This is a genomic window from Paucisalibacillus algeriensis (assembly GCF_000577245.1).
GTDB lineage: Bacteria > Bacillota > Bacilli > Bacillales > Amphibacillaceae > Ornithinibacillus.
The window spans coordinates 265,094-280,498 of the sequence record NZ_CBYO010000001.1 but is presented as its reverse complement, the minus strand read 5'-3'; the positions used below and the strand labels follow the sequence as shown (position 1 = coordinate 280,498).

Genomic DNA, 15,405 nt, shown 5'->3' with positions numbered 1-15,405 from the left:
ACAAGAACACTCCTTTTTAGATCTACTAATCTAGTTCTACAAATTACGTATAAAAGGCAATCTCAGTTAATTTACTACTGATATCCGTTTATTATTAAGGTAGTTCAATTCTACTAGCCTACCTAATGTGTTTTCAAATAACGCTTCTGCTTGGGTCCGATTAACTTCAAATTTATTAATTAGTTCTTCTCTTATCGATTCATTAGAAGCACCTTTTAATAATCCTTCGAAAACCATTGCAACAATTGAATTGATTTTTAATAACTTAAAACTTCTACTTTCAATGATAATTGGCGTCTTTTGTATGAACACAAGATAAACATGTTCTTTTACAAAAGAATTACCTTTCGACATAGCGTTTGAAAAAATATGCGATTTACATGATGTTGATACGGCTACATCACGGAAGTTGGTATCTTTAAAAAGAGAAACATTCTGCAGCAAGTATTTGATGACATTGGAAGCATTTATATATTCATCAATATATTGGTGTTTCCTTCTAATTTCACAAAATTGTTCTCTACTCATAAAATCGGGTAGCATAGCGCATTTGGAGCAACTATCTGTTACCGGGCACTTGCTACAACCCCGAACCTCTTGCTCTTCTTCCGTTATTTGGACCGCGTTACTAACTACATTAATATAGGAGCTTGTAAGATTACCAATTGTTCCACTACATCCTCCACAAGGTCGGATAGTTTGATTGTCATCCAGATGGAACCGATGTAGTTTCGTTAGGTGACATTGTTCAGGGCCACCCCACCTGCATCCATCCATTAAGAAGCTCGAAATCTCATACAAGTGACGAAACTGTCCGGTTTGTATAAAGTGTTCCATATCAAGAAGGAAGTGTTCTAAGTCTTCTTGTGTGTGAATAGATAAGAAATTATAGTCATCTAATAGGCCTACATCATTTGCTTTCCTATAGGGCGCTTTTAGGACCTTGATTTGTGCATAACGGTTATGATCGTCTATCTGAAGTTTCTCTACATACATCTCATCAGTCTGGTAAACTTGATGGTAATGCGGTAGAAATGTCCCATGTTTCCTTGCTTCATCCATGTTATGGTCAAATATATCATTTTTCTCACGGACAAAATCATCGTGGATGCTATAGAACAAGTCCTTCCCTGTAGATGAATCTTGTTGATTTGTTGTATTAATGATTGCACTATTTATCCCAAGAAATTTACTTAAATTATGATAAATCTTAGGACCTAAGTATTTATCCTGAACTCCTATATGCTTACTATTACCGCCAGTAAAATTATAAGGATAGTAGCCACTTAAAAAAGAAATATAGCCATTAACAAGGGCTCCTTCTGGTCTTATAGATAACAGTTTATTTTGATTAAGAAAATACTTTACTAAAGATGGTGGATACTCTCGCCGAAAATTCATTCCACTTGAAATTGCAATTGAACTGCTATGGGGCAAATATCTCACTTTCCCAACTATTTCTTCTGTGTCATTTAGCCTATTAATTATAAAAAATAGTTCTTTCCTCTTTACACCCGAAATATTTTCTGGTAAATTAATACTATATAAAATATTCAATTTATTAGAATCTACTATCTTAGTAATGGTTTTCATTTTAGAAATTGCATTTTCATAATCTGATTCATATAAATGAATCTCTAGATGACTGAAGTTATGTAGTATGAGCGACTGAAGAATATCGATTGATAGTTTGTTCAAACTGACTTGTCCAGAAAATGCAAATGAATATCCTGCTGATTTTACAGATTTTAAAAAGGTATTGAGTAACTCTACGTTAGCAAGCATGTCATGATCTAAGAATTTAATCGTTCCTTGTATACCTTGTGATTGGAACAAACGGAAATCTTCCAAAAGTTGATTAACGATATATGTAGAATCTAGTGCCAGAGAATTGTTCAGGGTAGATACATCTAATCGAGTGCCATAGGAATTCACTTGTTTTGCTAGTATATTTCCCGTCTTATATGGAGATGGTGTATATCGAGTAGTTTGATTTATTGATAAGTACGTATCCCTGTTATGAAAGATGGTAGTTTCTTTTCCAGGATTACCACTTAAATTCTTTAACTCAAGGAATATATTTTCAGCTAAATTAGTAGTAATGACTATATCATAAGTATTTTGTTTAGATATGTATTCCCTATAATTACTAGAAATTAACCCTGTCCAAATTATCGTATAATGGGAATCAAGTTGTTTTAACTTGCGAGTGAAAATCTGGGTAACATCATCATTCTTCTCATCCAGATAAAATATAAATACTCTATTATCTATGGTAACCATATCATCTATTAGATTGTGTATTAATGTAGGATTTTGTTCGAGATACTGGGTCGTATGTATTCCTTTATCAGCCAAGTAATTTCGTATATATGCTAAATCAAAATGGTTATGTGCTGTTATAAGATTGTCACTATCTTTTTTAAAATAAACAAGTGTAGCAAGAGAATTTATTTTGAACATCGAAGTCACAACCTTTAAATGAATTTACGAATTTATAAAATCGTTCAATAATAAGATTTAGAAGGGTCGGCAAACCCATAGCATTGCACAACCCTTCTAAAACATGTTTACCATAGAAGTGGAATCATGTTGTAGAAGAGCACGCCCGAGCTTGAGCACTCAAAACATGTTTTACCTTGGGAGTAAAATCATGTTGTAGAAGAGCACGTAGAGCTTGAACCACACGTAGAGCAGCCGCTACTAAATGCTGAGCCACTAGTAGCTGCCGTCTCTGGTAGAGCTGTTGCTTCGTTGATATCGATGAACTCAAGTTCTTCGATATCCGCAAACAATTGGTCAATTTTTGAATTTTCATTGACTTTCTCAAGAACGTTTGACATATTTATCACCTCCTTTAAATAATTAAACAACTGTGTAGCCATAGTCTATAACAATATTTTGGCCCCTAATACCATCACTTTTTTCAGACATTAAAAATTCGATGGCATTAGCAACTTCGATAGGTGTTACTAATTTTTTATAAGGGATTCTATTAACTAGCTTTACACCTGGGAAACTTTCAAAATAAACTTTGTTTTCCTCTGTTATTACATAAGTTGGAGAAACACAATTTATCTTAAAATCCTTATTTGAGTATGTTGCAAAATCAACGGTTAGATTCTTTACTAGTTGGATAATAGCTGCCTTTGATGGTCCATAATCAACACGATCCTCATGTCCTACAATCCCGTTTTGTGATGCGACACACACTACAGAAACTTTATCCGAAAATAAGTTGTAAACTCGTTTTAAGAATTTTACAATTCCAAATAAATTTATATCGAATGTTTCTTGCCAAGAATCTGCTGTCGATGTAAAAAAGTTCCGCATATAATTAACACCCGCTAAATATATCACACCATCAATACTCAAATTCTTTTCTTTAATCACTTCATAAACCTTATCAAGCTCTGTTTCTGATGTAATATCATAAGATAATTGAATAGCTTGGTTACCTTCAAAGATTTCTTCCTTGAAAGATTTATCTATACGAATTTGAAAATGATCCTTTAAAGTATTCCTAACAGCTTGTCCAATTGTTCCCTCTGAACCAATGATTACAATATTCCCCAATAACTACACCTCAATCAACATTTAAGTTCCTATGATATCCTTTCAATAAATTCATAAAAATATTTCTTAATGGACTTATGTTTATCCGGAATGTATTTTTGCAATTCCATAGAATCCATATTGTTCTTTAAATAGTACTCTAGCAAAAGTAAGAATACTTTATTTATTTTATAATTCCTATTTATGGAAATATTATATAAATAATATTGATCGTCTATAACTAAACCAATTAAATTAAAGTTTTTATGTTTTTGTAAAAAACTTTTACTAAAGAATGTATTAAACGGGGTAACCATATACATCTGCTTTTTTTCTAGTAAAGCTGAAATGTTAATAACCATGGGGTATATTGCCATTGCTGGAGTAATCATATTATTCTTCATGTAACTTATGAAGTTTACCAATACGTAAAAGTCTTCATCAAAGTTTGTAGTTATGCGGTTTTTCCTACCATAATCTCTGTAGATGCCTTCTTCAAAATAGAATAATCGATTATTTCTTTCAATGTTCATTATGGTTGAATAATCAATAATGCCATTAGTAATTTGATGATTCAACACTTTCCCACTATCTTGAAAGGATTTTATACCTTCCAAAATTTCTTCTTTGTCCATATGAATAAGATTCATTGATTCTATTTTTTCTTTCTCTTTTTGGAAGTTTACCATTATTAGAAATAGATTCGATGAGATATTCATATCAGACTTATCATAAAAGATTATTGCATTGATAGCACAATTCTTTAGAATACTATTATCTATACAACTTAATAGTTCTTTTTTTTCAACATACAAGTGTTTTATGAGATTATTTTTAATGTTTAAAGGATAATGGCCAGTTAACATCAGATGCAACTCATTCTTTATGGGGGATGTATCCTTTTTAAAATTAGCATATGAATCTAATTTGTTAGGAAACAATACTTGGAGGTTCTTTTTTAACAGAGTAGTAGAATGACCAGTTTTCAATTCTAAATTATTATTTAATGAATGGAAACGGATAGGGTAGTTACTGTTTAAAAAATCCACAAATTTATGTATTCTATCGCCATCACATATAACCACATAATCCGTTACGTTAAGATATTCAAGAAAGGAATAAAAATCATTTGGTGTGTTAACGTTAAAATCAATTAAATCAATAGAGACTAGCTCATTAACAGTAGATCCTAATAATTGATTTGCCATATGAAACATTCCATTTGCGTCCTCATACACGTATCCCACAGCAAGCACTCTATAAACAACACCTTTTTTAATGTATTGTTATTTTCGTCTCAATTCTATCACCTCTATGAAAATAAGTAAATAAGTTTTTATAAAATTTTTATAACTTATAATATTTCTTGAATTTAAATAACTATTTAGCTATATTAACATTAACTTAAAAAATTAATAGAATGATAGATTATCAATGTTAAATACTTATTGGGTTATATTTTGAATAAAATAGAATAGAGAGGTGTTTTAATGAGTACGAAGAAAAAGCTTTATCCATATGTACACCCCTTAAAACCAGTATCATATGGACTTAATTTACCAGAAATAATTCGAGGGGAGGGAATATACATCCAAGATACACAAGGGAAAGTCTATATAGATGGGATAAGCGGTCTATGGAATGTTTCAATGGGTTATGGCAATCCAAAAATTAGAGAGGCTATAATAAATCAGTTAGACGAAATTCCTTATGTCAATCCTATACAACATAGCAACCCTACTACTGTAAGGTTTGCAGAACTATTATTGGAGCTTGTCCCAGAAAATATAGTAAATGTTGTCTATACGTGTACTGGTTCAGAGTCTACAGAGCTAGCAATTAAAATTGCCCGTAAATACAACCAACTTAGAAGTAGACCTCATAAAAACAAAATTGCCACACTAGATTTATCCTACCATGGTACGTATTATGGATCCATGAGCATCAGTGGAGTTGATCGCGTAATATCGGAAGACTATGGTCCTAATTTAACAGGTATGCTATTTTTACCTACCCCCGTTAAGAAATACCCTAATAAAGATAATAGTAATACCCTTGAAGAGATTGAGGAAGAATTGCATAATATTTTTAATAGAGAAGGGCAAAACATTGCAGCACTTATAATGGAACCCGTACTTGGTTCCGGGGGTTCAATTCCTCTTCCAATAGAATATGTTCAGATGTTAAAGGAGTTCTGTCAGGAACATGATATTTTGTTGGTTATAGATGAAGTAGCTACTGGTTTTGGGAGGACTGGAAAAATGTTTGGGTTTGAGCATTTTAACATTGAACCAGATCTCATATGCTTGTCTAAAGGAATAAATAATGGATATCTACCTTTAGGGGCTACTTTAATTAGTAATAAAATCTACGAGGCCTTTGCAGACCAAAACACCCAAATCGATCATTTGTCTACACAGAATGGTAATCCATTGGCTTGTGCCGCGGGAATAGGCACGTTGCAATTAATTAATGACACAACGTTACTAAATCATGTGACGAATATAGGCGAATACTTAAGAAGCGAAATCCATCATACACTATATGACCATAAGAATTATTCCGAAATCCGTGGTAAAGGTCTTATGATGGGTATTGAATTGGTCAAAAATAAAAAGTCTTACGATTGTCTCAGTTATGAAAATATTAGTGAACTTGTTCAGATTTTTACTCAAAAAGGACTAATTGTTTATCCATTTTACAATCATCCTCGTACAACTGGAATACATTTATTCCCTCCATTTACCTTAACTAAAGAAGAGGCAGATGAAATAGTTATGATTATCAAAAAGGTATTCAATCAAGTAATTTTTTGATTTTCATTGTGTGAATTTAAGCCAACATAACTTATTACGAAATCATAGCATTGTGAAAGGAGAGTTCCCTCACGTATTCGGTAAATAGTGGGACAGTTCCTCAGCGCTTTAAAGTGATAAAGCACTGAGGGACTGTCTCCTAGGTATTTAACTCCTTTTTTCAATCGTAACCCTTCTTACAATCAAAAAGGAAACGATGAAAAGTAACAGTCCAACTCCTAGTATTTGATAAAAGAACAATATATCTGTTTGCTTTAAAAGGTCAGCAATAAATTCGTAAATCCACCCTTTAGCAATTCCAAATAATAAGGCAATCGCAAGGATCCCCGCCACTGCTCCCCCACCAGCGAACCCATATTTATAGAATAATAGACCTATAACAAACATAAAGGAAAGTAAGAAAACCATAATACAAACGTCAATTAATACTCTGTTTATCCAGGTATCCTCAACAGCCATTGCTGGATGAAGAAACATAAAGGATGTTAAATCAGTATTCTTGGCAAGGAGTACTACAAGTTCTTGAATCGTACTTGCAATGATTGCCTTGAGTACTGCTAGACTTAGAAAGAATAAGCCAAGACTAATATAAATATTTTTACGAGTGGCTCCTATTTTAATTGCAAATGGTATATACTCCTTCACTGTCATAAACCCTAAAACAGCACAGTAAAAGTAAATTGCAAACGGAAAGCCAAATGCCATCATTCCATCCTCTACACCTATTAGATAATAGGCAAATGCAATGGCAACTACTAAAACTAAAAGTAGAATGGACCAAAATATTAAAATACTACGCTTAAGATCGTTAAAGTAAAAATATAATAAGCCTTTCACTTGATTATTCATAACTAAGCCCCCTTCTTTTCTGTTAGGTAAATCATCAATTCTTGTATTGGTACACCTTCAGCAGAAAGACCAGCAATTTTCGCCTCTTCCACTTGCCCAAAAATATATGCCGTCATCATACCTGCAAGTTTTTTTGTTGTAATTACTTCTTTGTTTTTAATAAATTCCTCTACCTCTTGAATAGTTCCAGACACCGCACAAGCACGATTTCGCAAAATATCTGCATCTTCTTGTAATGCTAATTTTCCATCTTGTAAAATTAGTACTTCTTCAAACATTAGGCTTACTTCATCGATCAAGTGAGTAGAGAATATAATAGTTCTTGGTTCTTCCTCGTACTCCCTTAATAAAATATCGTAAAATTTCTTCCGTGCAGCTGCATCAAGTCCAATATATGGTTCATCAAATACAGTAATTGGCGCTTTACTAGCTAGGCCAACAATAATACCTAGCGCCGATTCCATTCCTTTAGATAGTGCTTTTACTTTTGCTTTTAGATCCAGATTGTACTCCCTTACTAGATCTTGGGCTAACCTTTCATCCCAACACGGGTAGAAATAGGAACTAATTTTTAATACATTTTTTATCGATAATTCCTTTTTAAAATTTTGCCCTTCTTTAATTAAACAAATCGATTCAGTTAATCTTTGGTTATCAAAAGAAATTTCCCCATCTATTAAGATTTCCCCACTCGATGCAATAATTTGGCCTGCTAAGATTTCCATAAACGTAGTCTTACCTGCACCATTACGACCTAGAAGTCCATAAATTTTAGGTTCCTCTAGAGTAAATGACACTCCCCCTAATGCTAATTTACTACCATATTTCTTTGTTAAATTTTTAACTTCAATCTTCATACCTGTTCCCCCTTCATCATATTCATTAAGTCAGCTTCACTAATATTGAGTTTTTTAGCTTCTTCTTTTAATGGCAAAATATAATGTTCAAAAAATGTTTTTTTACGCTTTTCAATCAAAATCTCTTTCGCATTGTTCGTAACAAACATGCCGACACCCCTTCTTTTATACAAAATTTCCTCCGTAACAAGCTCATTAATCCCTTTTGCAGCTGTAGCTGGATTAATCTTATAAAAGGCTGCAAATTCGTTTGTTGATGGGACCCTCTCCCCCGCTTTTATGTCGTTATTAATAATCGAATCTTCTAGTTGTTCTTTAATTTGAAGGAATATTGGCTTGTTATCATCCAAATTGTTTTTCATCTTCAAGCTCCTTCGTTAAGTGGTTAATTACTTATGTAACTAACCATATAACATATCGTATTTTATGTCAACATAATTTGTTAATATTCTTTTATTAATAAAAGGGACAGCCCCTCACCAATTTATCACTTTAAAGCGGTGAGGGACTGTCCCCTTAACTCATATCATTTACTTTCTAGTAGTCCATGAAGTGGTGTCTTTTGTGGATAAATAAGATAGTTTTCTCCCTCTGTATGAACAACTAAATCTCCATATACTGCAGTAGAAAATATATTCGTTTCTAGATCAAATAGCTTTTTTATGACACGATTTACCGGGTGGCCATAATCGTTGTATTTACTGTACGTTATAATTGCTACATCAGGCTCAACGATTTCAAGAAATTTTTCTGAGCTACTTGTTTTTGAACCATGATGGGCAATTTTGATAATTTCTGCACGAACATCATATTTTTTAGCAACTTTTTCTTCTTGCTCGTCTTCAATATCTCCTAAAAACAAAAAATCTATATCATTATAGCTAAGTTTTAAGGCAATTGATGATTGATTATTATTCTTCCTTTTGCCATAAGCATTTAGGATTCTAAAATCAATTAAGGAATCAATCGATATATTTTCCCCTTCTTTCGCAACTACCAGTGGGATTTCCTGTTTCCGTACCTCATTCATGTAATTGGCATATGCCCTTGTAATATGAAGCTTTCCCGAGTCCAGTATTTTCGTGACCTTGAATTCCTTCATTACCGCAGGAAGCCCACCTATATGATCCCTATCTGGATGTGTAGCAATCAGCAGATCAATCTTTTCGACTCCCAATTCCTTTAAATACTTGACTACTTTCTTTCCAGCCTTAGGTGACCCACCATCAATTAATATAGTTTTCCCGTTTGGAGTTTTTACAACTATACTATCCCCTTGACCGACGTTAATAAAATGCACTTCCATCTTTTTGGCTGGCTGACTATGTGCAGGTGTACTGTCTAACGCCGCAAAAAATAGGAAAAATGCAATCAAAAAAGAAAAAAATCTTCTGTATTGCAGCATGACGGATACATCCTTTATAAAAGAGTTCGTTATTATCTTTTCACGTTCTTGGGGAATTATGATGTGAAACCTTTTTAATTTTTGTTCGTAAAAGTAATTAGACTAAAAAATAGGGGATGTTTAGATTTGTTTAGGGGGCTCACATTAGTTGGGAAAATAAGTTTTTGGATTGGGATTCTTTCTGTTGTATTAGGCATTATTCTTTTTGTTGAAAATAATGTACCAATAAAGGAGCAATATTTATCCTTTAGTTTCGTATTTTTGGGGATTGCTTCTTTATTGTCTGCTTATTTAACTAAAAAAGAATAACTGCTGGAAAAAGAAGGATATTCCATACTAAATGTTTTAGGGGGAATTGTTATGAGTAAAAAACTTCATACTTTAGAGGTATTAGCTAAGTTAGAAAATTAAATAAAGGTGGAGATTTTTATTAGCGTCGCTATGGTAGAAGTTACTGTGTCTAAAGAAAATCATGATTTAAATGAACGGGAATTAAAAATTGTAGAAGTATTACTATTAAATTTAGCTGCACATGCCAATATGATAGCAACTAAAGGTAATATGATGTTCAATCCTTTGGATAAACAAAATCATGATTTATTTTCTTTCCAGTTTACTTGGCAAAAATCAATAACAGAAGAAACATATAAAGAATTTATTGAGACTCTGGAGAGACGATATCATACAGCTCTTATGATGTGTGAATTGGAAGATATTTCGATTCGTCATCAGGAGAATTCTTATTTACTAAAAAAGTAAGCTGTTGCTTGCTTTTTTCTTTACAAAAAAACGCATTGGAAACTAATCCAATGCGTTTTAACTTTCCCCGAATAAATTAAGCTTTACTTACGACTACTTCTCCATTCTTCACAGCTACATGGAATTTATCCACATTTCCTTCTTCTAATAGAAGATCTGTTAAAGGATCCTCAATTTTATCTTGGATGACACGGCGAAGTGGACGAGCGCCAAATTTAGGGTCATATCCAAGTTTAACAAGTACTTTTTTCGCGTCATTTGTAATGGTAATTTCAATATTATTTTCCTTAATTGTGTTAGTAAGTTCACCTAGCATTAGATCAATAATGCTCATTAGGCTTTCTTCTGTTAATTCATTGAAGTTAATAATAGCATCAATTCGGTTTAAGAACTCCGGTTTAAAGTAAGCACTTAAGTTCTCCAACACAGATACAGACTCATGTTTTTCTTTGTTAAAACCAACAGTGATTGGTTTTAAACCAGTTCCCGCATTACTTGTCATGATAATAACTGTATCTTTAAAACTAACCTTTCTACCTTGAGAATCTGTTAGATGACCATCTTCCATGATTTGAAGGAACATATTTTGAACATCCGGATGTGCTTTTTCAATCTCATCCAATAGTACGATGGAATAAGGTTTACGACGTACACGCTCTGTTAATTGGCCGGCCTCGTCATGTCCAATATATCCTGGAGGAGCTCCAATAAGTTTAGACACGGAATGTTTCTCCATATATTCACTCATGTCAAGACGAATCATTGCCTCACGATTACCAAATAATTCTTCAGCAAGTGCTTTAGTTAGCTCGGTTTTACCAACTCCAGTTGGACCAACAAATAGGAATGTTCCAATTGGGCGATGCTTTGATTTTAACCCTGCACGGCTGCGACGGATTGCTTTCGCTACCTTGTCAACCGCTTCTTCTTGTCCAATTACTTTTTTTAGGAGATTTTCACCGATGTTTTTCATTTTTTCTTGTTCGTCTGCTTGTAGTTTTGTCACAGGAATACCTGTTTTTTCTTCTACAATCAATTGGATATCGGATACATCCACATCTATTACTTGTTCTTCGCCTTTTGCTTTTTCAAGTTGTTTCTGTAATTGTATTTCTTGATAGCGTAGGTTTGCTGCTCTCTCATAATCTTCTTGCTCTGCAGCCGCTTCTTTTTCATTTATTACTTCATCTAGTCTATTTTGGATGGAGTTTGAATCTTTTTGTGCGTTTGCTAAATTCAAACGGGAACCAACTTCATCCATTAGGTCAATCGCTTTATCTGGTAAGAATCGATCTTGAATGTAACGATCTGATAATGTTACAAATGCTTGGATTGCTTCCTCAGAATAACGGACTTCGTGGAAAATTTCATATTTATCTTTAATACCATTTAAAATTTGCACTGCTTCTTCAGTGGATGGTTCCTTGACGATAATTGGTTGGAATCGTCGTTCAAGTGCTGCGTCTTTTTCAATTTGTCGATACTCTTTTAAGGTTGTAGCACCTATGATTTGTAGCTCACCACGAGCTAAAGCTGGTTTTAGTATATTACCTGCATCCATTTGAGAGCCTTCAGCAGTACCAGCACCAACTAGTAGGTGAACCTCATCGATAAACAGAATTGTCTCTTTGCGTTGTTGTAATTCTTTAATTAGTTGTTTCATTCGCTCTTCAAACTGGCCACGAACCCCAGTATTTGCAACAAGGGATGCAACATCTAAAATATATACTTCTTTATTCATTAATTTTGCCGGTATTTGACCTTCTGTAATTTTAAGAGCTAATCCTTCCGCAATTGCTGTTTTACCAACACCAGGTTCACCAATAAGAACTGGGTTGTTTTTTGTTCTTCTATTTAAAGTTTCGATGACACGCTTAACTTCTTGGTCACGGCCAATTACCGGGTCAATGTCACCCGCACGTGCAGCGTCTGTTAAGTTTCTACCTAATTGATCTAATAATCCATTTCGTTTAGTTTGTTTTTGTTTCGTTTTTGTCGTTGTATGTGAATTCATTTCACCATTACTTTGGAAAAAGTTTGACGCAAAATCATTTTCATGACTGCCCGAAAATGGGTTTTGGAAAAATCCATTTTCACTCATCATATTATCTTGGATTTCACGGAAACATGAATTGCAAAGGTGCATCTGCATCTTCTCGTTATTCATTTGCATTGCCATATTGATATTTGCTTCATTGACACCACATTTTTGACATTTCATATCTTCCATTCCTCCTAATTCAATCATTTCAAGATCAAATTTGACTTTGACTATCTTTGACCTTATGACTTTATTATACTCTGACCTTTTTTGACTTTCAAGTATTTTGAAGAATTTTTTGTGGTGGTTCTGGAAAAAGATAGTACAGTTATAGTTGAAACCCTTGCTATGAGTCATTCTATCCAAATATCATGGCAATATGATGTGTACAACCATCATATATTTTTTTTCAACCTAATCATCATGTCAACATGATGCATACAACTCTCTTATACTTCAATTCAACCAGAGGTTCCTTGTAATAAGATGTAAACAACCCTTCCATACTTCACTTCAAACCAACAGAAAAAGCAACCAAGTCCGGCTGCCTTTCCATTCAATCTATTGAGAAACCTTCCGTTCTGTTTCTCTCTTCCGCAATTCAACTCGTCTAATCTTTCCAGAAATTGTCTTCGGTAATTCTTTAATAAACTCTATTTCCCTAGGATACTTATATGGTGCGGTTTGATTTTTTACATAATCCTGAAGTTCTTTTACAAGCTGTTCATTTTCACCTTTTACATTATCTTTCAGAACAACAAAAGCCTTTACAATACTTCCACGTACTTGATCTGGACTTGCGATTACTGCGCATTCTTGAACATATGGATGCTTTACAAGAGCATCCTCTACTTCAAAAGGTCCAATGGTATATCCTGAGCTAATTATAATATCATCACTTCTGCCTTCAAACCAAAAGTAGCCATCCCCGTCTTTTCGTGCCTGGTCCCCCGTTATATAAAAGTCGCCTCTACGGGAGTGATTCGTGCGCTCTTGGTCTTTGTAATATTCCATAAACAGTGCAGGACTGTTCAAGCGAACAGCGATATCACCAACCTCATTCACTCCAACAGGTTCTCCAAACTCATCGACAATTTCCACATCATTACCTGGAGTTGGCTTCCCCATGGAACCAGGCTTTACCTCCATACCTTCCATTACACCTAGCAATAACGTATTTTCAGTTTGACCATAGCCGTCACGTACTGTTACATTAAAATACTTACGGAAGGTATTTATCACCTCTACATTCAATGGCTCACCTGCAGAGACCGCGCTATTTAAATTAGGGAGTTTATACTTAGATAAATCGTCAACTTTAGCCATTAGTCGATATTCTGTTGGTGTACAGCAGAGTACATTAATTTCTTGTTCTTCTAATAGACTTAAATATTTTTCTGCATTAAATCTACCATTATAAATAAACCCAGTTGCACCCATTCCTAGAACAGAAAGAAATGGACTCCAGATCCATTTTTGCCAACCTGGTCCTGCAGTAGCCCATACTTTATCCCCAACATTCACACATAGCCAGTGTTCTGGTGCGGTTTGCAGATGGGCAAATCCCCACCCATGTGTATGGACAACTCCTTTTGGATTTCCTGTTGTTCCTGATGTATAGGAAATAAAAGCTATATCATCACGTGTAGTTTCTACTATAGGTAACTCATTCGAGGCACCGTCCATTAATCCAGTCAAGTAATGCCACCCCCCTACTGGATCCCCAACTGAAAATTTGGTTAGAGAGTCATATTCGTTCAGATTTATGTATTGCTCTGTGAAGCTAGAGTAACTAACAACACCGTTAACTTCTCCATGGCTAATTCGATATTGAAGGTCTTTGGTTTTTAGCATTTCTGAACTTGGAACAACAACAATTCCCACTTTCAATGCCGCTAAGTACACTTCATAGGCTTCAATTCTCCTAGGAATCATGACAAGTAATTTATCTCCTGGTTTTAGACCATTTTCAAGGAATACATTTCCGATCTTATTTACATTTTTCATTAATTGCCCATATGTAATTTCCGATTTATTTCCTTCTTCATCTTGCCATATTAGAGCTTTCCTCTCCTCGTCTTTGGCATGTTTCTCAAATTCCATAACGATGTTGTAATTCTTAGGAGCAATTAGATCTTCTCGTTTCATTCTATCAACTCCCTATTGTTATTTAGGGAACATTATAACAATAATTTAGAAATTTTAAAATAATTATTTTTTACTATATAGGAGAGACAACGCATGAATAAGTAAACTGAAAGAAAAATGCTCCCCTCTCAGCATTATCGTGATGTAAGGGGAGCAATTCTATTTAAACTTATGATTAGTAACCATAAATCGGTTGCGGCAATTTTTCCTTTAATACAAAATCATCTAAACTTTTGAAAGTGTAACCTTCCTTTTTCAAATCTTGGATTATTTTACCTAGTGCTTTTGCATTATCCTCAGAAACTGCATGAAGTAGGATAATGGCTCCTGGATGTACTTGATTCATTACTTGATCATACGCGTACTGCCACCCTTTTTGAGCATTTGTATCCCAATCAATAATTGCTATTGACCAAAATACATGAATATATCCTAATTCGTTTGCCCACTCAAGGGTTTGTTGATTAAACATTCCTTTAGGAGGTCTAACATATTTAATGTCTTTTTGCTTAGAAGCCTTCGAAACAGCTTGTTCTAACGTTTCTAATTCTCGCTTCATTACATCTTTATTGACTGTTGTAAAATCTGGATGATGATAGGAATGGTTCCCTATTATATGGCCTTCATCAACCATTCGCTTTATTAAATCAGTTGCTGAATTTACGTAGTGCCCTGTTACAAAGAAAGTAGCAGGAACCCTCTCCTTCTTTAATACATCCAAAATCTCATCGGTAAAGCCTTGCTCATAGCCATTATCAAACGTTAAGTATAGTGTTTTTTCACCGGATCCATCTACATAATATGCACCATGTTCTCGTAGAATTTCGCTATACTTGCCGACATCCGGAATTTCATGATTTGAATTTTTCTTGTATCCCCAACCATAACCCCGAGCTTCTACCTCATTAAAATGAACACAAAAAAAGGCAAGAAAAAATATCAGGGTGGTTACCATTAATTTACGCATAGATACCC

General features: G+C 34.1%; 14 protein-coding genes. 3 read left to right on the top strand and 11 right to left on the bottom strand.

Translation table 11 applies throughout. The annotated features are described in order from the left end of the window. Positions 1-66: 66 nt before the first annotated feature. From TY11_RS01220 to TY11_RS01205, 4 genes are all read right to left on the bottom strand, one after another. The gene (locus tag TY11_RS01220; RefSeq protein WP_042142088.1) at positions 67-2,463 is read right to left on the bottom strand and encodes a hypothetical protein; all 2,397 of its coding nucleotides are present in this window, start codon (positions 2,461-2,463) and stop codon (positions 67-69) included. 188 nt (positions 2,464-2,651) lie between these two features. After that, positions 2,652-2,843: a thiazolylpeptide-type bacteriocin gene (locus tag TY11_RS01215; RefSeq protein ID WP_042142087.1), complete on the bottom strand. Its 192-nt coding sequence runs from the start codon at positions 2,841-2,843 to the stop codon at positions 2,652-2,654. Positions 2,844-2,865: 22 nt separating this feature from the next. Then, complete coding sequence (locus tag TY11_RS01210; protein ID WP_042142086.1) at positions 2,866-3,576, bottom strand: SDR family oxidoreductase; 711 nt, start codon at positions 3,574-3,576, stop codon at positions 2,866-2,868. A 29-nt stretch (positions 3,577-3,605) separates the two neighbouring features. Continuing rightward, positions 3,606-4,763, bottom strand: a complete 1,158-nt coding sequence (locus TY11_RS01205; RefSeq protein ID WP_155982642.1) for a hypothetical protein — start codon at positions 4,761-4,763, stop codon at positions 3,606-3,608. Between the two features lie 282 nt (positions 4,764-5,045). On the opposite strand from TY11_RS01205, the gene mpaD reads away from it, so the two are divergent. After that, a complete protein-coding gene (gene mpaD, locus TY11_RS01200) occupies positions 5,046-6,371 on the top strand; it encodes a daptide-type RiPP biosynthesis aminotransferase (RefSeq protein ID WP_042142084.1) in 1,326 nt (441 codons plus the stop codon). Between the two features lie 147 nt (positions 6,372-6,518). Here the strand turns inward: mpaD and TY11_RS01190 are convergent, their stop codons facing one another. From TY11_RS01190 to TY11_RS01175, 4 genes are all read right to left on the bottom strand, one after another. Further along, positions 6,519-7,220, bottom strand: a complete 702-nt coding sequence (locus tag TY11_RS01190) for a hypothetical protein (RefSeq protein ID WP_042142082.1) — start codon at positions 7,218-7,220, stop codon at positions 6,519-6,521. Between the two features lie 2 nt (positions 7,221-7,222). Then, entirely contained in the window at positions 7,223-8,077 is an 855-nt protein-coding gene (locus tag TY11_RS01185) for an ABC transporter ATP-binding protein (protein ID WP_042142081.1), read from the bottom strand. Continuing rightward, on the bottom strand, positions 8,074-8,439 hold the full coding sequence (locus TY11_RS01180) for a GntR family transcriptional regulator (RefSeq protein WP_042142080.1): 366 nt from the start codon (positions 8,437-8,439) through the stop codon (positions 8,074-8,076). Before TY11_RS01180 ends, TY11_RS01185 begins: the two co-directional genes overlap by 4 nt. A gap of 164 nt (positions 8,440-8,603) precedes the next feature. Beyond that, positions 8,604-9,482, bottom strand: coding sequence for a ComEC/Rec2 family competence protein (locus TY11_RS01175; RefSeq protein WP_042142079.1), 879 nt, complete (start codon positions 9,480-9,482; stop codon positions 8,604-8,606). A gap of 126 nt (positions 9,483-9,608) precedes the next feature. Between TY11_RS01175 and TY11_RS01170 the strand changes: the two genes are divergently transcribed. Next, positions 9,609-9,791 (top strand): hypothetical protein, encoded by a 183-nt coding sequence (locus TY11_RS01170; protein WP_042142078.1) that lies wholly within the window; start codon positions 9,609-9,611, stop codon positions 9,789-9,791. A gap of 132 nt (positions 9,792-9,923) precedes the next feature. Further along, entirely contained in the window at positions 9,924-10,241 is a 318-nt protein-coding gene (locus TY11_RS01165) for a hypothetical protein (protein ID WP_042142077.1), read from the top strand. A 76-nt stretch (positions 10,242-10,317) separates the two neighbouring features. Here TY11_RS01165 and TY11_RS01160 read toward each other — a convergent pair whose 3' ends face one another. From TY11_RS01160 to pdaA, 3 genes are all read right to left on the bottom strand, one after another. Beyond that, positions 10,318-12,462: an ATP-dependent Clp protease ATP-binding subunit gene (locus tag TY11_RS01160; protein ID WP_042142076.1), complete on the bottom strand. Its 2,145-nt coding sequence runs from the start codon at positions 12,460-12,462 to the stop codon at positions 10,318-10,320. 381 nt (positions 12,463-12,843) lie between these two features. Then, the gene (gene mbcS, locus TY11_RS01155) at positions 12,844-14,430 is read right to left on the bottom strand and encodes an acyl-CoA synthetase MbcS (protein WP_042142075.1); all 1,587 of its coding nucleotides are present in this window, start codon (positions 14,428-14,430) and stop codon (positions 12,844-12,846) included. Between the two features lie 175 nt (positions 14,431-14,605). Then, entirely contained in the window at positions 14,606-15,397 is a 792-nt protein-coding gene (gene pdaA, locus TY11_RS01150; RefSeq protein ID WP_081755782.1) for a delta-lactam-biosynthetic de-N-acetylase, read from the bottom strand. Between the last annotated feature and the right edge of the window lie 8 nt (positions 15,398-15,405).

Bases quoted from the DNA above. Each gene is read 5' to 3' on its own strand.
- TY11_RS01220 (WP_042142088.1), bottom strand. From the start codon at position 2,463: ATGTTCAAAATAAATTCTCTTGCTACACTTGTTTATTTTAAAAAAGAT.
- TY11_RS01215 (WP_042142087.1), bottom strand. From the start codon at position 2,843: ATGTCAAACGTTCTTGAGAAAGTCAATGAAAATTCAAAAATTGACCAA.
- TY11_RS01205 (WP_155982642.1), bottom strand. From the start codon at position 4,763: ATGGCAAATCAATTATTAGGATCTACTGTTAATGAGCTAGTCTCTATT.
- mpaD (WP_042142084.1), top strand. From the start codon at position 5,046: ATGAGTACGAAGAAAAAGCTTTATCCATATGTACACCCCTTAAAACCA.
- TY11_RS01190 (WP_042142082.1), bottom strand. From the start codon at position 7,220: ATGAATAATCAAGTGAAAGGCTTATTATATTTTTACTTTAACGATCTT.
- TY11_RS01185 (WP_042142081.1), bottom strand. From the start codon at position 8,077: ATGAAGATTGAAGTTAAAAATTTAACAAAGAAATATGGTAGTAAATTA.
- TY11_RS01180 (WP_042142080.1), bottom strand. From the start codon at position 8,439: ATGAAAAACAATTTGGATGATAACAAGCCAATATTCCTTCAAATTAAA.
- TY11_RS01175 (WP_042142079.1), bottom strand. From the start codon at position 9,482: ATGCTGCAATACAGAAGATTTTTTTCTTTTTTGATTGCATTTTTCCTA.
- TY11_RS01165 (WP_042142077.1), top strand. From the start codon at position 9,924: ATGGTAGAAGTTACTGTGTCTAAAGAAAATCATGATTTAAATGAACGG.
- TY11_RS01160 (WP_042142076.1), bottom strand. From the start codon at position 12,462: ATGAAATGTCAAAAATGTGGTGTCAATGAAGCAAATATCAATATGGCA.
- mbcS (WP_042142075.1), bottom strand. From the start codon at position 14,430: ATGAAACGAGAAGATCTAATTGCTCCTAAGAATTACAACATCGTTATG.
- pdaA (WP_081755782.1), bottom strand. From the start codon at position 15,397: ATGCGTAAATTAATGGTAACCACCCTGATATTTTTTCTTGCCTTTTTT.